Raw genomic sequence first — 19,302 nt, 5'->3', positions numbered from 1 at the left:
CCGACGTCGGTCACCCGGACTGAGCCTCAAGGCCAGGAAATACTCCTGAACGGCCTAAGCCGGCTGAACATTCGGCTGGGCATCAATCCAATGAGCGAGCAGCTCAATACCTTCGGCAAGGCTGTAACGTGGCTGCCAGCCGAGCACGTCTCGGGCCGCGTCAATATTCGCCCAAGCATGCCGGACGTCCCCTTGACGATACTGACCTGTGACATGAGGCTCAGGGGCGCCATAATGATTCGCTATCAAACGGGCCGCAGTGCCGATGGTCTGAAATTCTCCGGAACCAATATCGATAGGATCAGCCTGCACGGTGGGGGAGGTTGCAGCGGAAACAATCGCGGAGGCAACATCGTCGATCAAGATGAAATCACGTCGAACTTCGCCGTCCTCGTAGAGCGGTATGGATTTTCCACCCATCGCCATCCGGCAAAACAGGCTCATGATCCCCGTATAAGGATTGATCAGGGACTGGCCAGGACCATAGACATTCTGTAAGCGAAGAACGGCGGTTTGCACGTTATAAGAATTGGCCCAGGCCTGGAGAATATGTTCTTGAGCTAGTTTCGTCGCGCCATAGACGCTCACCGGCGAGGGGAAGATCTCTTGTGCATTCATCTCCACCGGGGTGCTGTTGGGAAAGTCCCATTCGCTCTTATCCAAGGTGTCGCTGGTGCGTTGGCCAGGATAGTAGAGTCCGCCGTCCGAATTTTTCCAGGCGCCCTCCCCGTAGACCGCCCGGCTGGAGGAGAGCACGATTCGTCTCGGCAAATTTTTATGACGGTTCAGTCCGTCGAGCAACTGAGTGGTGCCAACAACATTCGTGAGCGCATGACGAGATGACTCTTCAAGCGACTGGCCTGTGCCGGTTTCCGCGGCAAGATGAATGACGACATCCGGAGACAGCCCAGGAAGCAAAGCATCCCAGGTGGCTGGCTCAGTAATATCGGCGATGACCAGTTCGGCTTCCTCGGCAAGCGCGGCTGGCCGGGCGCCGTCAGAATGGATTTGCGGATGCAGTGAGTCAACGACGACCACCCGGTCAAATGCTTCGACCAAACTGGCCGAGATCGCGCAGCCGATGAAGCCTGCGCCCCCTGTTACTAATACAGTTCCACCAGAGTGAGGAGCTTGTTTGCTATTAATCATGAGTGACCTTTCGAAACGGACAGCCTATTTGCCGAGGGAGTGTCGGACGAGGGCTTTAAGGGCGGCGCCATTTCGCGACAACAGAGCCTGAGGTAATAAGGAAGCGGCGTGTGCACGCGAGGTGAGCCGCCACGAAGCAGCTCGTGCTGTGCGATTCCATCCGAGCGTCTTAGCTTGTTCAGCGGCCAAGGCGAAGTATTCTCGCTCTCCAGCAAACCGAGAACCATCGACAAGTTTGGAGGATGAGGCGCTGTTGGAATGACGGCGATATTGGAAGCATACTGTGGGGTCCAGCAGCAGCTGATCCCCTCGGTAGATCATGTCCATCACCAGAGCCAAATCTTGGATGATGGGGAATCCATCGCGGAACGCGACTTCTCGTAAGCTGTCAACGCGGAAGGCGAGAGAGGGCCAGTAAAGCCAATCACCATGCATCAGATTTGTGCTCAACGATTCACCCGAGAGTATCTTCGGCTTGCCTCCCGAAGGTTTTACTACGTCCTTAATCGAATCGGCCAAGGTTCGCACCACTGTTCCGTTTTGATCGATTACCTGAACTCCGGGCTGAATAATCGAGGCCTGAGGGAATTTGCGGTGCGCTTCCAGCACAGTAGCGACATAATTAGGCAGCAGGACATCGTCGCAGCCTAAGATCACCATCACATCCTGTGTCGCCATGGACACACAGGTTCGATAATTCTCGGTGATACCGGCGTTTTCGGCTTTCCGCAGATAGGAAACCCTGGGGTCCTGGATCCCAGAGACGAAATTTTCCACGGTTCGGTCGGGATAGGCATCGTCAACGACGGTCAAGAGCCAGTCGTCGTGGTCTTGAGCTAGCACGCTCTTGACCGTTTCTTTCATGTAGCCGGGGTCACCCCAATAGGGAATGAAGATATCTAGAGGCATTTATTTCGGGGTACTTTCGTTGACCGGATCGTGAGGAACCGAATCCAGGTGAGTCGGGTTTGTCGAGGGGGTCTCATTCTCTTCCGTTGCTGTCTCGACGGAGCTTGTTTGGTGGGCCCGATCGATCTTCTCCACTTGCGCACGCAAAATCGCTACTTCTTCGGCGAGGATCCTGGTTTCATCTTCGACGACTGAATTCTCCCAGGACAGGTGCAGGCAGACGCCGACGAGGAGGAGTATGCCGATGGTAAAAAGCAAGTTGGACGGTATCTGGACGCCGACGAAACTAGAGACAGCTCCCAGCAACCCTGGGAAGGCTGCGAGGATCGCAGTTCCGATACCGAGGATCAGCCACAAAACCGCGTATTTTTCTCGCAGCTTTTTTACTCGAAGCATTTGCACGATCACGCCGACGATCAGCAGCGCCAAAACCAGGGCAGCAAGGTTTCCCATTAGTTAGATACCGCCGGTTCATTTTGTACGAGGTTGTGTGAACGCCGACGAGTCAGCGCGAAAAGCAGGGCGAAGATCGAGCGCCCCAGGTACAAAGCAGACTTGAAAGGATTGTGGCTGGGCTTTCCGCCTTGGCGAACCCGCATCTCTACGGGCACCTGTACCACTGTGCACCCGGATCGAATGGCGACGACGAGCGAATCGATGGTGTCACCCAGGTATTCAGCTGGATAGTGATCCAGATACTGGCTAATTCCCCGACGATTTGCCGCACGGAATCCGCTGGTTACGTCGGTCAGCCTGGTCTTAGCGAGTCCAGAAATCGTCTTGGCCAGGATAACCATGGCCCATCGCCTTGGACCCTTGACCTCATACTGCCCTTGTTCGGCGAATCTGGCACCGATTGATATGTCCGCTTTAGCTAAACCGGCCACCACGTCATCGATGTTTTTAGGGTCATGCTGACCGTCTGCGTCGACCTGGATCACCTGAGAGTACCCGAGCCTGCTTGCGTACTTGAAACCCGCACGCATCGCTCCACCTACTCCAAGGTTAAAGGGAAGATTCAATACCGTCGCCCCGGCTGCCTCCGCTTGGCCCGCAGTGTCGTCGGTGGACCCATCATTGACTACGAGAACATCGTAGGTGTCGTTCGTGGCAAGGACTTCTCGCACAGTGTTGCCTACAACCTCGGCTTCATTCCAAGCTGGCATGATGATGAGTAATCGCGCAGGGTTTATCGACTCCATGATGGACCAACTATATCAATCATGGCTGTCTTCGCCCTACATCCGCCCCAGCCTTGACTTCGCGGTTTCGGAAGATTCCTGGTTCGGGAAGACGGTATCAACTGTCGAATCGGACAGGGGCTCTTCTCGATAGTAGTTATTGTCGATTGCCCTCGATTGCTTTAGGGATCTTGCGATCCCGCTGAAATCATCAACAATGGATCTTGAGGATAAGATTTCAGCTATGACTTGGCCTGAAGACCATTCCGAAGACCTCTCGACCGAAGGTTCCCCACCGCTCAAGGTGGCAGTTTCCATGCTGACGTTGGTGCCCGGCGGTATGGGTGGGAGTGAGACCTATGCTCGCCAGCTATTAGAGAGCCTGGGTACCTCACCATCGACCAAAGCAACTGCTTACGTCAGCAGCTTTGCTGAGAATTTCACCGCTGCTGTTCCCGAAGTGGTCTGCAGCGAGGTTTCCGGGGGGAAAACTAATGTCGCTCGGATCAAAACCCTGGTTCAAAGCTTCATCCACCGTGGTCGGCTGCTGAAGCGTATGCGCGGGTCGGATGTTTTTCACGTGCCTTTCACTGTCCCGCTGCCCAAGCCCTCGCGAAGACTACCCTTTGTGCAGACGTTGCTTGATATGCAGCATATGGACCTGCCTGACCTTTTCACTCCTTTCGATAAGGTGTACCGAAAGTTCTACTACGATAGAGCGGCTAAGAAGGCGGACGTCGTCGTCACTATTAGCGAGTTCGCGAAACAGAGCATTATCGACCACCTGGGGATAGCTCCGGAGAAGATTTTCGTTGCTCACCTTGGTGTTGACGCTGCTGAATTCACCCCAAACCTTGGATCTCGGGAGCGATTCATCCTCTATCCCGCGCGAGGCTGGAAGCATAAGAATCACGCCAAGCTTTTTGAGGCCATGCGGATTCTCCAGACGACGAACCCGGATTTGCGATTGATTTTGACCGGTGGTGCTCTTGAGACCTTAACGGACGTGCCGTCAAACGTCGAGGTCCGGGGTCTGGTGTCGCTTGCTGAACTGCGTGAACTCTACCGCCAAGCGGCATGTATGGTTTTTCCGAGTCTCTATGAGGGCTTCGGCCTGCCTCCTCTGGAGGCTATGGCCTCCGGTTGCCCGGTGGCCAGTTCTACCTCCGGATCATTGCCTGAGATCGTCGGAAATGCCGCGGTAACCTTTGACCCTTTGAAACCACAAGATATCGCAGCGGCCATTCTGCAAGCGATCGACTCAACTGAGGAGCTCCAGGCAGCAGGTCTCGAACAAGTTAATAAGTTCACTTGGGCTCATTGCGCGGAAGTTCATGAGCAGGCCTACCGTTATGCCTACCGAAGTCGTAACCAGATATAGTAAACGTAATCTCGTTGTCACCTAGCTTGAATGCCTGATCACCAAGGAACGGACACATGCCCCGCGCGCTTATCACCGGAATAACCGGCCAAGACGGTCTCTATCTGGCCGAACTTCTCAACTCAAAGGGATATGAAGTCTTCGGTCTCATCCGTGGTCAAAACAATCCAAAGTTTGCTCTCGTCCAGGAAACCATTCCGGGGATCACCCTGCTGACGGGTGATCTCACCGATGTTTCTTCTTTGGTCAGGGTTTTGAGTATCGCCCAGCCGGACGAAGTGTATAACCTCGGGGCCATTTCATTTGTGGCGTACTCGTGGGAGAACGCTTCTTTGACCACGGATGTCACCGGCAAGGGCGTCTTGAATATGCTGGAGGCTACCAGGCTCTACGCAGCTGGTGATGTCTCCAAAGTGCGTTTCTACCAGGCCTCCTCTTCCGAGATGTTCGGTAAGGTGCAGCAGGTTCCGCAGCGGGAGGAAACCTTGCTTTGGCCGCGCTCGCCCTATGGGGTGGCAAAGGTTTTCGGTCATTATATGACCATCAACTATCGCGAATCCTATGGGATGCATGCCTCCAGCGGAATTCTCTTCAATCATGAGTCCCCCCGCCGTGGGCCGGAGTTCGTTACCCGGAAAATCTCTCAGGCTGTGGCGCGTATCAAGCTAGGGCTGCAAGACGAAATAGTATTGGGCAATTTGGATGCTAAGCGTGACTGGGGTTTTGCTGGCGACTACGTCGAGGCTATGTGGCTCATGCTCCAACAACCTGAAGCAGACGACTATGTGATCTCTACGGGTGAAACCCACTCGATCGAGGATCTTCTCGAAGCGGCATTCGATGCGGCCGAAATCGCTGACTGGCGCAAATATGTCCGTCAAGATCCGCGCTTTATGCGGCCAGCCGAAGTCGATCTTCTGATTGGCGATTCAGCAAAGGCCGAACGAGTTCTTGGCTGGAAGCCAAAGGTTTCTTTCAAAGAGTTGGTAGCAATGATGGTGGAGAGTGACCTAGCTGAGCAATCGGCTCGATGACTGCGGAAAATCTCCAGAAGGCGCCCGAAAGAACAGCTCTGATCACTGGGGCAACCGGCCAGGATGGCTCCTATCTTGCGGAAACGCTGCTTGATCAAGGTTGGGCAGTGCACGGTTTAGTGCGTCCTTCGGAGGGTTCGCTGCCGAATGATGAAAATCAGGTGCCGGGCCTGATAGGGCACGCTGGCGATTTGGCCGATATTCGGCGTCTTGAATCGCTTTTTGCCGAGTTGCAGCCAGATGTGGTTTTCAACTTGGGAGGAATCAGTTCGGTTCATCAGTCTTGGCAGCAGCCCTATCAAACCACCGTGGTCTCTGGGTCTTCTGCCGTGGCATTACTTGAATGCGCCTGGAGACTGCAAGAAAACTCAGGCAAGCAGGTACGTTTTTTTCAGGCCTCGAGCGCTGAGATTTTTGGTCACGCTGCAGTGGTGCCACAGAATGAGTCTGTCCTGATCAGGCCGGTATCTCCCTATGGGGCGGCAAAGGCGTTGGCTCACCATGCCGTTGATATCTATCGGAATCGTGGGTTATTTGCGGCCTCGGCGATTCTCTACAATCACGAGTCAGTGCGCAGGCCGGTGACGTTTGTGACCCGAAAAATCACTTCCGGGGTCGCTGCCATAGCTCGCGGCCAGCAGCAGAAATTGCGCCTGGGAAATCTTGACGCCATCCGGGATTGGGGCTGGGCACCTGACTTCGTGGAAGCGATTCAGCAGATCGCAAGCGCGAAAGAACCAGCCGACTTCGTCGTCGCAACCGGTGTCTCCCATTCGGTACGCGATTTCGTCGCTCAGGCTTTTAGCGCTGCAGGCATCGATGACTGGGAGCCTTTTGTCGAGATAGATCCGGCTTTTTCGCGACCCTCAGACGCACCTGAGATGCGCGGTGACATCACCAAGATCACTTCGACACTGGGGTGGCGTCCACGGCTTGGTTTTGAACAGATTGTGGAGACGATGGTCCGGCACGATCTTCAACTGCTCGACGAGGAGAGCACCTTTACTTCGGAAGCCTGACCAGAGCTATCAGGTGCGTGAGTATTCCGATGATGGGTCCGACGAGCAGGGAAACGACGGCTCTTGTATCGGTCTCCAAGGGGAGCCAAAGGCCAGCGAAGGTTGCTACGGTGGCCAAGATCCAACCGAGCGAAGAAACATTATGACGTTGAACGGCAAGGCACATGCCGCCGGTGATGGTGAGTATCGCCAAGGCTGCCGCAGCTAGAGTAAATCCGGCAAGAACAATTCCTGGCACGAAGTATGCGGGCCCGAAGAGCAACTCCATGAGCCAAGGCCCAATCAAATAGGCGAGAAATCCACCGACGACCCCGATCCCGCTGAGTATCAGCACTATTGGGCGTAGCGCCGCCAGCCCTTTTTCCCTATTACTGGTGAAATGTGAGATGGCCACACTTTGAAACGCGCCCAACGGCACCATAAGAGGGGCCCGGGTTAACATAATTGCCAACAGCAGAGGGGCCGAACTTTGGTAAGCCTCTTCGGAGGAGGTGAGCCGAAACAGAATCGGAAAACCTACCATGAGCGCTGAACTAGCCGCAGTGGAAAGGCTGGCATGACCGACGTTGCGCAGAAAGACTTTGGTCGGTATGGTCAGCCGCAGTGAAAAGGAGCTACGGTACTTTGGGTTCACTAGGATCAGAATGATCCAGGCAAAGGCTGCGGCTCCGGCCGCGATGGAGAATCCTGCGAGAGTTGCCGCTAGCCCGAAAGCTACTATCACCAGGACAAGGCGTAGCGTCGATTCGCTGGCGATCAGGAGGGCGAATCTATTCCATTGACGCGACCCGCCTTGTACTCCGACCAAGGTGGAATGAATGGTGAAACCGGCAATTGCTAGGCCAAGAACGAATGCGAGCAAGCCCCAGTTCTCGCCAAGAACGCTCGGACCCCAGAGCCAGGCAGTTAGCAGGACGAGCAACGCCGCTCCTAATGCCATTGCAGAGCTCACTCCGAAGAGCCGGGGGCCGACGAATCGCGTTTTTTCTGGACCTTCTTGAGCGCCGCCCAATTCGGTCACGGTGATGAGCCGGGTTACCTCTGCTTGGATGCCATTGATCACACCAAAAAAGAAGAAGAGCGTGGACCAGAAGGTGAGAAATTCTGCGTTGGACGCAGGAGACAAGCTCTTCGAGACAATCCAAATCACCAGATAGCCAGCGATTGCAGAGACAATTGATGCTAGCCCTACGACACTGGCCTGGCCTTTTGCCAGACTGGTTGAAGGCTTCTGATCAGGATCGGTCATTTAGACTCCGAGCATGGTGTAGACGGAAAGCGATTTCGAAATGAATGTGGGATGATCTTCGACGGCGAGTGCTGTCTCGTGGTGAGTAAGCTTTCGAAACATCTCGACCATCGGTGTCTCACTGCGACGTCGATACCTTATTTCCATATCTGATCGACAGTCAGCGTTGAGAGGTTGTTCGTCAGTTGCCAGACTGCACCGCGGACGATGCCGACTGTGTCTGAACCGTTTCCATCCCAATCACCGGTAACGGGTGTATCGGATTTCAAGCCGTACCCGAAGTACCTGTCCACAGTGTTGAGGCTGTTCGTCAGCCAGAAGGTGCCACTACGCCAAATACCGAAGGTGTCCTTCTTATCGCTATTCCAGTCACCTATGACGGGCACGTCCGTGGCAATACCGAAGTTCGTCGAGGTTTGGACAGGGGGGCGAGCAGCTGAGGAACTTGTGATCTGCCAGCTACCTCCCCGGAATATTCCGATATCGGTTTTGCCATCGCCATTCCAATCACCGGTAATGGGTGTGTCACTGCCGATGCCATAGCTTTGAACTCGGTCTACAGTGAGCTTGTCCACATTGTTGCTCAACTGCCACACAGCATTGCGGACGATTCCTATCGTCGTTCGGCCATCCCCATCCCAGTCACCCACAACTGGCTTATCGCTGGCGACGCCGAAGTAGAAGCATTTCTTAGACACTAACGAGGTCTGCAGGCACCAGTAAGCGTCCTTCACCCAGCCGGGATAGGTCTTTCCATCTCCGGTCCACTTGCCGGAAATTGGGATAGCTCCGCTCGGCATATTGAGCGCACTCAGATCGGGTGTGGTCACAATCTTGCGCAGTTGATCGAGGCTTCCGTTGAAGACGTTCTGATCTCCCGGGAAAGTTGCATAAGTCGTTTGGCTGGAGTCTGAGTATTGATTGGCGTACTGCCAAAAACTGTATTGGTTCCAGCCGCCGGGCAAGAGCGGGGAGGAAGCATAGTAAGCCGCGATCCACAGGGGGCTCGAAGTGCTGAGCATGGCACTTCCGCCTAGACAATCTTGCCAAAAGTAATAGCCGGTGTAGAGCACCGGGTACTTATTCGTAGCGGCAAGATACGTGTCAGAAAAATCTTTGGCCCAATTCGCCAGTTGGGTCGGCGTCATGTTGTAGCAGCGATTGGCACCCGAATAGGGGTTGTCTTCAAGGTCCAGAGCACCGGGTAACGTGATGCCGTCCGCCGTCCAACCGCCGCCAGCGGCAATCATGACCCTGGCTTGCTCTGCGCCGCTTGAGAGATTCGGACGTGCGAAGTGATAGGCCCCGCGGAGCAATCCGTTGGCGGCGGAACCGTTGTACTGCTGGGCGAACTGATCGTTGAGCGCCCACATTCCTTCAGAAGCTTTGATATATGCGAATTGCGCGCCATTCTTTTTTACTGTCGCCCAATTGACGTTGACTTGCCAACCGCTGACATCCAAGCCCAGAGGTCGTCCTTGCGTGCCAGACGGCTGTTCGGGGACGGTGGGACTTGCCTTCGGGGCCAGCTCGGGGGCGTTCTTTGCGGGTGCAAGCCTGGGAGACTGATTATTCGACGAGCTGATTTTCCCGGCTCCGCCCATTACCGCACCGGCGTTCTTCGGCTTGCCATCTGGGCCGACCGAATCCGGGGCGATCTGCACTTGCTGACCCAGCGCGGAGGGGGGAGACGAAGGTGCTCCAGGAGAATTCGTGGTCTCTGCTGTTGCCATCTGCACACCGCTCAGCATGGTGACCACCAGGGCGGTGACGATTGCGCCGATGGGGAAGATCGTGGGCTTCACATCAATCTCGATTTCTCTGCGTCGCGAATGAATATGCTTTGAGAGGGGCGGTATCAGAGGACAGCAGGTGGTTCCTTAGTGTCATATTCACTGTAGTCGATGGTCACAGTATCTTGTCTGAGACACAGTGCTGGACTACTGGGTATCTTGTGCATAAGGAGGGGTGCACCGGGTAGCGTGGTAAACATGCAGAATCTTTTAGTCACCGGTGGTGCAGGTTTCATCGGCTCCAATTTTGTGCGGTACACCTTGGCTCATACGGATGCCAAGATCACTGTGCTGGATAATCTGACCTATGCTGGCAATCTGGCTTCTCTAGATGGTTTGCCCACTGATCGCTTCAGCTTCGTCAAAGGGGATATCTGCGATGAGTCCCTGGTTGATGGGCTGGTAGCTGCACACGACGTCGTGGTGCATTACGCCGCGGAATCGCATAACGATAATTCCCTGCATGACCCGCGTCCTTTTTTGGACACCAATATCATTGGCACCTATACCCTGATCCAGGCTGCACGGAAGTACCAAAAACGTTTTCATCACATCTCGACTGATGAGGTGTACGGCGATTTGGAATTGGATGATCCGCAGCGGTTCACCGAGAACACTCCGTATAACCCCTCCAGTCCATATTCATCGACGAAGGCTGGTTCGGATCTCCTGGTCAGGGCATGGGCACGTTCTTTCGGTTTGCAGGCGACCATCAGCAACTGCTCGAATAACTACGGCCCGTACCAGCACGTGGAGAAGTTCATTCCTCGCCAGATCAGCAATGTCATTGACGGTATCCGGCCGAAGCTTTACGGCAATGGGGAAAATGTGCGGGACTGGATTCATGCCGACGATCATTCCTCAGCGGTGCTTGCCATTATCGATCGCGGGGAAATCGGCGAAACCTATCTCATCGGTGCTGATGGCGAGAAGAACAATAAAGAAGTAGTGCAGTTGATCCTGAGCCAGTTCGGATTGGTCGAAGATGCTTTTGATCAGGTAATCGATCGTCCTGGCCACGATCTGCGATATGCGATCGACTCCAGCAAACTGCGTCGTGAACTCGGATGGTCTCCGCAATTTTCCAATTTCGAGGCCGGCCTCGCAGACACCATCGCGTGGTATCGGGAGAACGAGGCGTGGTGGCGCCCGCAAAAGGCGGCAACTGAAGCAAAGTACCAAGAGCAGGGACAGTAATGGAATTTTCAAAACCGCTCGGCGTCACTCATACTTCCATTCCGGGCCTGCTGTTTTTTGATCTGCCCGTCCACGGTGACAACCGTGGCTGGTTCAAAGAGAACTGGCAGCGCGAAAAAATGCTGGCTCTGGGGCTGCCCGACTTCGGCCCGGTGCAAAACAACATCTCGTTCAATGAGAAGGCTGGCACCACTCGAGGCATTCACGCCGAACCCTGGGATAAGTACGTTTCAGTGGCAGCCGGGAAGATCTTCGGAGCCTGGGTTGATTTGCGCGAGGGCCCTTCTTTCGGAGCGGTGTTCACCGCTGAACTGGATCCCAGCCAGGCGGTCTTTGTGCCTCGTGGAGTTGGCAATGCCTTCCAGACGCTCGAGGACGGCACCGCCTATGCCTATCTGGTCAATGATCACTGGTCAGAGGCCGCCCAGGCTCAATACACCTTCCTCAATCTGGCGGATGAAACCGTGGGCATCAGATGGCCGATCCCGCTTTCGCAAGCCGAGCTTTCCGCGAAGGATGAGGCTCACCCGAGGTTGTCCGATGTGGTGCCGATGGCAGAGAAGAAGATTCTGGTGCTCGGTGCGGACGGCCAGTTAGGCAAAGCGCTGAGAGCCTTTTATGCGAGTGATTCCCGCGTTGAGTTTGCTGGGCGCGCTGAATTCGATCTCCGAGACGCTCAGAGCTTCTCCGGGCGCCGGTGGCAGGACTACTCGGTGATCATCAATGCAGCTGCCTATACCGCAGTGGATGCTGCCGAGCATCAGGAAGGCAGGGCGGACGCCTGGGCCATTAACACCGGAGCGGTCGCCTCACTGGCAAAATTCGCCTTGGAGCACGATGTCACCCTGGTGCACGTTTCCAGCGACTATGTTTTCGATGGCACCGCTGTAGAACACCATGAGGATGAAGCCTTTTCTCCCTTAGGCGTCTATGGTCAAACCAAGGCTGCCGCGGATGCTCTGGTCTCCGTGCTTCCTCGGCACTATATTGTGCGCACCAGCTGGGTTGTCGGAGAGGGAAAGAACTTCGTTCGCACTATGGCGAATCTGGCCCGGCAAGGCATCCAACCGGCCGTCGTCGATGATCAAATAGGCAGGCTCAGTTTCACGGACGAGCTGGCACGAGGAATTGCTTTCTTGCTCAGCGAAGCTGCGCCCTTCGGCACTTATAACCTCAGTAACGACGGGCCCCCCAGTTCCTGGGCCGAGCTTGCGGCCGCAGTTTACGAGGGGCTCGGGAAGAGCCGCACTGAGGTGCGAGGAATCAGTAGCGAAGAATACGCCGCGGGTAAGCAGCTGGCGCCACGGCCGATTAACAGCACACTTTCGCTGGACAAGATCAAAGCTTTAGGTTTTGAACCGAGAGACCAGCGCGCAGCACTCGCGGATTACCTGAAAAATCTTCAGAACTGATCAGCGGGGCGGTTCTGGAACCAAGACCTGGTATTCAAGCACCTGCACTGATGAGCTGGATCCCTCGGTGAAATAGCCGGGTCCTGCATGACAAATGCGCAGGATTGGAGGCGCAGCCGCAATCCTCGAGGTTCATCGCCAGTGTGTCATAGCAATCGGACGTCGCTGACTTTGCGGGTCGCTGCGGCTGGTGTTTGCTGAGTTAAATTGATGTGAATTCGATTAATTATCCACAATGTTTAAAACCTCTTGGCCTTTATCGATAAGAGACTTAGGATTATGCGCAAGATTGCCTGAATAGTGAAGGGCCTGCAATTGGGCGCAATTCAGATTCTTGAAGATGAGGTTCGCGAACTGGTGAGACGCGCCGGGCTTGACCCAGCGAAACAATCGTCGGAAGTCAGATCGCTCATCGGTGCGGCCATTCGTGATTATGATGAGCGAGCACTATTAGGTTCCGTGCCCCGGCTGGGATCGGTTGAAAAGGCTCAGCAGATTCTTTTTGACACGATTGCTGGCTTGGGTCAGCTCCAGCCGTATTTAGATGATCCGGAGGTGGAGGAAATCTGGATCAATTCGCCGAGGGATATCTATATAGCCCGAGCAGGTGAATCCGAGCTGACTCCGCTTCAGCTCACCACAGAGCAGGTGCGGAATCTTGTTGAAAGAATGCTCAAGGCCTCTGGCCGACGTTTGGATCTCAGCACCCCATTCGTCGATGCTTCGCTGGCTGACGGTTCTCGGCTGCACGTGGTGATTCCCGAAATCACCAGAGAGCACTGGGCGGTCAATATTCGCAAATTCGTGGTGCGAGCCAGCCGCTTAGAGCATCTTGTCGAGTTGGGGAGTCTGAGCGTCCAAGCAGCTCGCTTTCTCGGTGCTGCGGTCACTGCCGGTTTGAATATCCTAGTGTCCGGCGGCACTCAGGCCGGGAAGACGACGATGCTCAATTGCTTATCGGCCAGCATCGGTCCCCGGGAACGCGTCGTCACGGTCGAGGAAGTCTTCGAGCTCAGATTGCCGCTCCGAGATGTCGTGGCCATGCAATGCCGCCAGGAGAACCTGGAAGGTCAAGGGGAAATTCCGCTGCGGAAATTGGTCAAAGAAGCTCTGCGAATGCGTCCTAATCGCCTGATCATAGGGGAAGTCCGAGAGGCTGAAAGCCTGGATATGCTGATCGCCCTCAATTCCGGTATGCCTGGGATGTGCACAATCCACGCGAATTCCGCCCATGACGCAATAACTAAGCTCTGCACTTTACCTCTCTTAGCCGGCGCTAATATTTCCTCGGAGTTCGTGGTACCCACGGTGGCTTCGTGTATAGATCTCGTGGTGCATTGTCAGCGATCTGCCACCGGGCGTCGTCAGGTGAGTGAAATCATGGGAATAGGACGCCGAGTGGAGAACGGCGTCATCGAAACCTCGCGTATCTTCGGAATGCGGGACGGAATGTTTCAGCTATTGAGCAAATCAGTTCCGGCGGCTGATAAGTTCTCCGCGGCCGGGTATCAGATCAACTCGCTCTTGGCGGCGAACTAATGGCAGCGATCTTAGGCCTGGCTCTCGGAATCGGACTCTTCATGGTCTGGTGGTCCTGCTGGTCTGAGCCTTGGCGGGGAATGAAGTTACCGGGCAGCCAAGCTGCTGAACAGCTGCTCCGCCGGGCCGGCATCGAGAATCTGAGTGTTTCGGGCCTGTATGCCTGTTCATTGATCCTTGGCCTGCTCTGCCTTTTCGCGACCTCCCTGATCTGCGGATCCTGGTCTATTGCCTGCTGTCTGGCGGTCTTGACTAGTTGGCTACCGATCGCTGCTCTTCGTACCCGCGCGCGCCGTCGATCAGCTAAATTACGCCAGCTGTGGCCGGATGTGCTGGATCACCTTCGCTCAGCGGTCAGGGCAGGCCTCGGACTCCCGGAAGCCTTGATTCAGTTGGCGGAGAAGGGACCAGCCGAGTTGCGAGAGTCATTCGGCAGATTTGCGAGCGACTATCGGGCTGGTAGTCACTTCGACGTCGCTCTGGACCGGCTCAAGGCTCAGCTGGCCGATCCTTCGGCAGATCGAATGATCGAGGCGCTCCGGTTGACGCGGGAAGTCGGCGGCTCGGAGCTCGGCAGGTTGCTGGGCACCTTGAGCCAATTCCTCCGTGAGAGCTTGCAGACGCGGGCCGAATTGGAAGCACGTCAATCCTGGACGGTCAATGCTGCCCGGCTGGCGGTCGCGGCACCTTGGTTGCTGCTCTTGGTGCTATCCACTCAGCCCAAGACGGTAGAAGCCTATAACTCAGGCACCGGATGGATGCTGCTAGGCGCCGGACTGGTGGTTTCGGCTATCTGCTACCGATTGATGCTGAGAATCGGGGCATTGCCCGAAGAACGGCGGATATTACGATGAATGCCAAACTGTTGGGGCAGGCGATAGCTGTTGGCAGCTGTTTAGGAGCTGGGCTCTGGCTGGTACTGCTCGGTATTCCCTGGATGCGGCGTCCGAGATTCTCTGATCGGATCGAACCTCAGCTGAGAGCCGTGACCACAGGATCCAGACTGCTGATCCGAGCCGAGAAGCCGGCGATCTTTGAGCCCTTGGAAAGCTTGGCGCGGTATCTGATCCGCTTCTCCTCCGGATGGTTGAGGAAGACCGATGTGAGCGGGAGAGCCCTTCAGCGCAGATTGGAGCGTGCGGGAAAGAGCCGTTCTGTGCTCAACTTTCGAGCGGAGCAGATTGCCTGGGCCATTCTTGCGGCGCTGCTTTCCGGGCTCTGCATGATCTGCTTTGCCCTGATCGGCAGCTATAGTCCGCTGTTCGCTGTGGTGTTCGTGGTAGCCGCCGGATTCCTGGGATTTCTAGGGCGTGATGCCCTGCTGAATCGCAGGATAAGGCAGCGCGAGGCCCGGTTGCTGGCTGAGTTCCCGGCGTTGGCGGAGCTCCTGGCCTTGTCCGTAGCCGCCGGGGAAAGCGTAGCTGCCGCTCTGGAACGGGTCTGCCGAATCTCCCGAGGCGAACTCGCTCAGGAATTTGAAGGCATTCTGGCGCAGAGCCGCAGCGGGGTCCCACTCGTGAACGCTTTGACGAATTTCTCTCAGCGCAGCCAGCTGGCCCCTTTGGCGAGGTTCGCCGACGGCCTGGCGGTCGCCGTCGAACGCGGCACCCCGCTGGCCGAGGTCTTAAGAGCCCAGGCTCAAGATGTTCAAGAACACGCCAAACGCCAGCTCATTGAATCCGCAGGCAAGAAGGAGATCGCCATGATGGTTCCCTTGGTCTTCGGCATTTTGCCACTGACCGTCATCTTCGCGGCCTTCCCGGGGCTGCAACTGCTCAGTGTGAATTTCTAATCCGATCTGGAAAGGGCACAGCATGAAACGACTGATCGCATCGAACCCTGGAATATCGCTCCGGCTGATCTGGTCCGCCGGGAGCAACTACTGGACCAGCCTGCTGCAGCGAGCCCGTTCATCCGATGGAAATGAGCGCGGTGACGTGCCCGGTTGTCAAGGAATATTTAGATACCTAAGTCGAATCTCATCATATCTTCAAGTTTGTCCCGTGTGCTGGTGTAAAGCTCAATTTCAGAAGATGATAGTTCTTCCTTAGCTCTGAGCTTGGTTAGGCAAGTCATCGTGATATGACGGTGATCACTATAAAGATTCTGGATGTGTTTAGGAGCAATAAGCCGAAATCTCGCCGCGCTCTTCTTCATAAGAGGGTCACGTTCGAACGCGGCAGATTTTAGTGAAAATTTCATTCCAGTAATGAGAAAACTAATTTGAGTAACCATGCTCATGAGTTGACTGTAAACTTCGGTCTTCTCGTTCCTGATCCATTGTTGATGTTCTGTGGTCTTTCCAAGCTTCGCACCCAACCAAGAACCACCGAGAGCGAAGGCTCCCGTAAGAATCGGCACAACAAGTAGCCACCACCACTGACCACTTTTTAGTAACTCATCCATTTTCTGGATCACTCCTCACACCTGCTAGTTCGTTGCGGATGATGTCGATAGTTTTTATTAGCGACATCTCCGCATGTTGTTGGAAGGTAAGAGACTCTTCACCCGATGGAGTAAGTCCTATCCAACCTAATTGCAGCCCCCTTAGGACTTCATCTGCATACTGACTAACTTCATTTGGAGCAAGAAGTCTGAACTTTGTTCCAAGGAGTCTGTCATAGGTAACAGCATCTTTGAACTCAGCTTTTAGTATTTCTTCTCTTATGGAATCACGAGTACTTGCTACAGCTTTAAGGAGGCGTTCTACTGCTTCAATGTATGCTTCGTATCGCCGTTCAAGAAGCCATTGCTCTCGTTGGTGCCACCGAGCGTCGGCTACCCCTTTGCGAGCCACCCAAGCGGCAATCCCGGCAGCACCAAGTCCGACTACGCCGGTGATACCTACCGAGATGAGCAATCTCCATGTCTCTGCGTCCAAGGTCACTCCCAAACAAAGGAGTGCCCCCGCCATTGCTGACGGGGGCACGATTACTACTTACTTATTACGACCTGCGCCGTTTCGGCTTCGGTCAACTAGGACAAAAGTTTGTCCCGGTTTTGGGGTCGGGGGGAGAGGGTTGCCCTGAATTCCAGTGCGTTCCTCGCCGGTCCTTCCGCCACGCGGACCGATGATCTCATACTGTCCCGAATAAGGAGTTTCCTCGCCCGGCTTATAGTTGTGAACCATGATTATTCACCTTTCTGTACGCACGCGGTTACGCAGCGACACAGAAGGCAGAACAAGCTCGGTGCTTGTCAACCAACTTTCGTCGGTGTAGGTTTTCATTATCTTGGCAGATGCTGAAACCCCAGTACGTAACGCGCCCAACGCGACCTTCGTGCTGGGGCTTTCGTGCTTACAGGATGATTTTATCGGTCGTCGATGGCATTGGAGAAGTAGTAACTACACCTTTGTTATTTTGACCTCTTGTCGGCTACCTTAGTCCACTTCAAGTTTCCCGGAATCTCGGGGTTTTTAGCATGTTGAACGCATGTATCGGATACAAAAATATTCGAGTCTACCGGCGTGTCGCGATGCCCTTTGCGTGATTTGTGCAAGAATCAGCAATTTTATTTTATTTAAACTAAAAACTTTCAGCGATTGGGTGTCTGGGTGTCTGATTCCGAGTTGCTTCGCAAGTCGAATTTCACAGTATCCGTAATTGTTTCGTTACCGAATTACCAGCAAACGTCCAGCTTTCACTGAGAGTCTTGAAAAGCAGTTAATCCACACTGCGTATTAATTGAAAGGTTGTCATGAAGGTAGCAAAATTTGTAGGCAAGGTGCTGGCGATTGGTATGACTACAGTCATAGCATCTGTTGCGTTAAGTGGAGTCGGAGTAGCACAAGCTTCTTCAATCCCTGATAAGTCGACTCCTGAAAGCGCGCTTACTATCGTAAACAAAGTTACTCAGAAGTCTCCCGAAGTTTTGCCGAAGAACGCAGTTACCTCCAATCAGCAGACAATCGTTGGAGCTTTGACGCTTAAAAGCCTTTCGAAGCGCCCTGAGGATGTTCCTTTGGCCGGAATCGCGGCTGTAGATAAGCAAAATTCTGTTATTGCTAAAGGCAGCGACGCCCAGAGTTTGATCACGGTCCTTCACAGCGGAACCTCTAAAGCCGACTTTAAAATCAGCATCCCGAATGGATTTAAACCCTCAATCAATGCTGATGGATCAATTAAGTTAGTAAACGGGCCAGTTTCCATGCCGTTCGTTAAAGCGCCTTGGGCATTGGACGCCACCGGTAAGAAGCTTTCCACCTCTTACACGGTTTCAGGCGACCTCATCAGTCAGCACGTTGATACAACCCACGCGACATTCCCAATTGTTGCAGATCCCAGCATCCAATGGATTCCTTATCCCATAGTTGCTATGTGGGGATACCAGGCTGAGGCAGTAGGGCGAGTCGTTGGTACGATCATGGCTTCTAGTGTCGGTGGAGGCTGTGTTCTTTCGATGGTCGGCGGAATACCTGGGAAAATCTTTTCCATCGTCTGTGGTCTGATCGGTGCTGGCGGAGCAAAGGACGTCATGCAGGCCATTGGCAATCTATGGTCCAAGCAGAGTCACTACAGCCCGTACACTTGCTACGGATTCCCAATCTACAACCCTTGGGGAGCAGGCGTTACCGTTCAACCAATGCCGGACTGCCAGTAATTTGGCTAGTTTGGTACGCTAGAGCTAACGAAAGGGTCAATCATGAAAAGTATCCGCTATATTTACGGCGCGATTTTCATCGCCGGAGTCGTTTCTATCAATATTATGGATGCAACCCCTCTATGGGGGCGAATCCTTTATTCGGCGTTTCTTCTTGTTCCTCTCGTTATCAATGAGTATCAAATATTCAAAAAGTCAGCGATGGCCAAACAAGAAGCTAATTTGACAAATAGTGTGTCAGATAACGTTCTTCACGAGTATCGTGAGTCTCACAGAATCTAGAGCCTGTAGAATTAGATATATACAGTAATAAATCTAAGTTAGTAAAATAGTCCCCCGGCATCTTACGGTGTCGGGGACTATTTTTATCCGTTAGCGGTGGTGTCGGTGAATTGGATTGCGTGCCAGGCGACTTGAGTAGTGCCTGTGCCGCCACCAGGACCGTAATACATGGTGATTTTGCATCCGTCTTTGGTGACCGCTTCGGCGTATACGCCGTGGTTCGCATTGGTGCCGGTCTGCCTGGTGACCATTACTATCGGTGGCACAGTGAATCGTCCTGGAGGGAAAGTCACGTTTATCGATCCGTTAGTTCCAGACACGGTAATTGTGCCGGACCCGGCTGCCTCGCGTCGTGGGGTGCGGTCGCGGATCGTCTCCAGATTGTTCAGGCGAGTGAGGATCGCAGTCACATCAGGGTTACCCGGTGGGACATTGGCATCCTTCAGAGCTTGCTCATAGCGCTGAGCTTGCGCTTTGGATGTCGCCGGGATCGTGGTTATTTGATCTGATGGTTCAATGTAGGGGAACTGGTAGTACGGTGTGTTAGCGGGCATG

General features: G+C 54.4%; 19 protein-coding genes. 10 read left to right on the top strand and 9 right to left on the bottom strand.

Features of this window, described 5'->3' with window-relative positions:
- Positions 1 to 54: 54 nt before the first annotated feature.
- The 4 genes from ABDK06_RS03265 to ABDK06_RS03250 are packed head-to-tail and all read right to left on the bottom strand — an operon-like array spanning position 55 to position 3,224.
- Entirely contained in the window at positions 55 to 1,149 is a 1,095-nt protein-coding gene (locus ABDK06_RS03265; protein WP_394938866.1) for an NAD-dependent epimerase/dehydratase family protein, read from the bottom strand.
- A gap of 24 nt (positions 1,150 to 1,173) precedes the next feature.
- The gene (locus ABDK06_RS03260; RefSeq protein ID WP_394938864.1) at positions 1,174 to 2,058 is read right to left on the bottom strand and encodes a glycosyltransferase family 2 protein; all 885 of its coding nucleotides are present in this window, start codon (positions 2,056 to 2,058) and stop codon (positions 1,174 to 1,176) included.
- Positions 2,059 to 2,511 (bottom strand): DUF2304 domain-containing protein, encoded by a 453-nt coding sequence (locus ABDK06_RS03255; RefSeq protein ID WP_394938862.1) that lies wholly within the window; start codon positions 2,509 to 2,511, stop codon positions 2,059 to 2,061.
- Positions 2,511 to 3,224: a glycosyltransferase family 2 protein gene (locus tag ABDK06_RS03250; RefSeq protein WP_394938860.1), complete on the bottom strand. Its 714-nt coding sequence runs from the start codon at positions 3,222 to 3,224 to the stop codon at positions 2,511 to 2,513. Before ABDK06_RS03250 ends, ABDK06_RS03255 begins: the two co-directional genes overlap by 1 nt.
- 232 nt (positions 3,225 to 3,456) lie before the next feature.
- Here ABDK06_RS03250 and ABDK06_RS03245 point away from each other — a divergent pair, with 232 nt between their 5' ends.
- Genes ABDK06_RS03245 through ABDK06_RS03235 form a run of 3 tightly spaced genes read left to right on the top strand, consistent with a single transcriptional unit; the run spans position 3,457 to position 6,673 of the window.
- Entirely contained in the window at positions 3,457 to 4,620 is a 1,164-nt protein-coding gene (locus ABDK06_RS03245) for a glycosyltransferase family 4 protein (RefSeq protein ID WP_394938858.1), read from the top strand.
- A 56-nt stretch (positions 4,621 to 4,676) separates the two neighbouring features.
- Positions 4,677 to 5,654: a GDP-mannose 4,6-dehydratase gene (locus ABDK06_RS03240; RefSeq protein ID WP_394938856.1), complete on the top strand. Its 978-nt coding sequence runs from the start codon at positions 4,677 to 4,679 to the stop codon at positions 5,652 to 5,654.
- Positions 5,651 to 6,673, top strand: a complete 1,023-nt coding sequence (locus ABDK06_RS03235) for a GDP-mannose 4,6-dehydratase (protein WP_394938854.1) — start codon at positions 5,651 to 5,653, stop codon at positions 6,671 to 6,673. Before ABDK06_RS03240 ends, ABDK06_RS03235 begins: the two co-directional genes overlap by 4 nt.
- Here ABDK06_RS03235 and ABDK06_RS03230 read toward each other — a convergent pair.
- Positions 6,657 to 7,922, bottom strand: coding sequence for a hypothetical protein (locus ABDK06_RS03230; RefSeq protein WP_394938852.1), 1,266 nt, complete (start codon positions 7,920 to 7,922; stop codon positions 6,657 to 6,659). The two genes, ABDK06_RS03235 and ABDK06_RS03230, sit on opposite strands and share 17 nt — an antisense overlap.
- Before the next feature lie 137 nt (positions 7,923 to 8,059).
- Positions 8,060 to 9,727 carry a GH25 family lysozyme gene (locus tag ABDK06_RS03225; RefSeq protein ID WP_394938850.1) on the bottom strand — a complete coding sequence of 556 codons (1,668 nt, stop codon included), beginning with the start codon at positions 9,725 to 9,727 and terminating at the stop codon, positions 8,060 to 8,062.
- Between the two features lie 186 nt (positions 9,728 to 9,913).
- On the opposite strand from ABDK06_RS03225, the gene rfbB reads away from it, so the two are divergent.
- The 5 genes from rfbB to ABDK06_RS03200 all read left to right on the top strand — a co-directional run bounded on the left by rfbB (position 9,914) and on the right by ABDK06_RS03200 (position 15,655).
- The gene (gene rfbB, locus ABDK06_RS03220) at positions 9,914 to 10,912 is read left to right on the top strand and encodes a dTDP-glucose 4,6-dehydratase (protein ID WP_394938848.1); all 999 of its coding nucleotides are present in this window, start codon (positions 9,914 to 9,916) and stop codon (positions 10,910 to 10,912) included.
- A complete protein-coding gene (locus ABDK06_RS03215) occupies positions 10,912 to 12,324 on the top strand; it encodes a sugar nucleotide-binding protein (RefSeq protein WP_394938846.1) in 1,413 nt (470 codons plus the stop codon). The genes rfbB and ABDK06_RS03215 overlap by 1 nt, the downstream gene beginning before the upstream one ends.
- 297 nt (positions 12,325 to 12,621) lie before the next feature.
- Positions 12,622 to 13,863, top strand: coding sequence for a CpaF family protein (locus ABDK06_RS03210; RefSeq protein ID WP_394940786.1), 1,242 nt, complete (start codon positions 12,622 to 12,624; stop codon positions 13,861 to 13,863).
- A complete protein-coding gene (locus ABDK06_RS03205) occupies positions 13,863 to 14,717 on the top strand; it encodes a type II secretion system F family protein (RefSeq protein ID WP_394938843.1) in 855 nt (284 codons plus the stop codon). The genes ABDK06_RS03210 and ABDK06_RS03205 overlap by 1 nt, the downstream gene beginning before the upstream one ends.
- Positions 14,714 to 15,655 (top strand): type II secretion system F family protein, encoded by a 942-nt coding sequence (locus ABDK06_RS03200; protein ID WP_394938841.1) that lies wholly within the window; start codon positions 14,714 to 14,716, stop codon positions 15,653 to 15,655. The genes ABDK06_RS03205 and ABDK06_RS03200 overlap by 4 nt, the downstream gene beginning before the upstream one ends.
- 167 nt (positions 15,656 to 15,822) lie before the next feature.
- On the opposite strand, the gene ABDK06_RS03195 is transcribed toward ABDK06_RS03200, so the two are convergent.
- Positions 15,823 to 16,281 (bottom strand): hypothetical protein, encoded by a 459-nt coding sequence (locus tag ABDK06_RS03195; protein ID WP_394938839.1) that lies wholly within the window; start codon positions 16,279 to 16,281, stop codon positions 15,823 to 15,825.
- Positions 16,262 to 16,744 (bottom strand): hypothetical protein, encoded by a 483-nt coding sequence (locus ABDK06_RS03190; protein ID WP_394938837.1) that lies wholly within the window; start codon positions 16,742 to 16,744, stop codon positions 16,262 to 16,264. Before ABDK06_RS03190 ends, ABDK06_RS03195 begins: the two co-directional genes overlap by 20 nt.
- Positions 16,745 to 17,562: 818 nt before the next feature.
- Here ABDK06_RS03190 and ABDK06_RS03185 point away from each other — a divergent pair.
- Together ABDK06_RS03185 and ABDK06_RS03180 are read left to right on the top strand one after the other, a co-directional pair.
- Positions 17,563 to 18,465 carry a hypothetical protein gene (locus tag ABDK06_RS03185; RefSeq protein WP_394938835.1) on the top strand — a complete coding sequence of 301 codons (903 nt, stop codon included), beginning with the start codon at positions 17,563 to 17,565 and terminating at the stop codon, positions 18,463 to 18,465.
- Between the two features lie 42 nt (positions 18,466 to 18,507).
- Positions 18,508 to 18,747, top strand: coding sequence for a hypothetical protein (locus ABDK06_RS03180; protein WP_394938833.1), 240 nt, complete (start codon positions 18,508 to 18,510; stop codon positions 18,745 to 18,747).
- An 83-nt stretch (positions 18,748 to 18,830) separates the two neighbouring features.
- Here the strand turns inward: ABDK06_RS03180 and ABDK06_RS03175 are convergent, their stop codons facing one another.
- Positions 18,831 to 19,301 carry a hypothetical protein gene (locus ABDK06_RS03175; RefSeq protein WP_394938831.1) on the bottom strand — a complete coding sequence of 157 codons (471 nt, stop codon included), beginning with the start codon at positions 19,299 to 19,301 and terminating at the stop codon, positions 18,831 to 18,833.
- Position 19,302: the final 1 nt, after the last annotated feature.

Source organism: Psychromicrobium ferritrahens, assembly GCF_043789415.1.
In the GTDB taxonomy this organism is placed as follows: Bacteria; Actinomycetota; Actinomycetes; order Actinomycetales; family Micrococcaceae; genus Renibacterium.
This window is presented reverse-complemented; position numbering and strand designations above follow the sequence as displayed.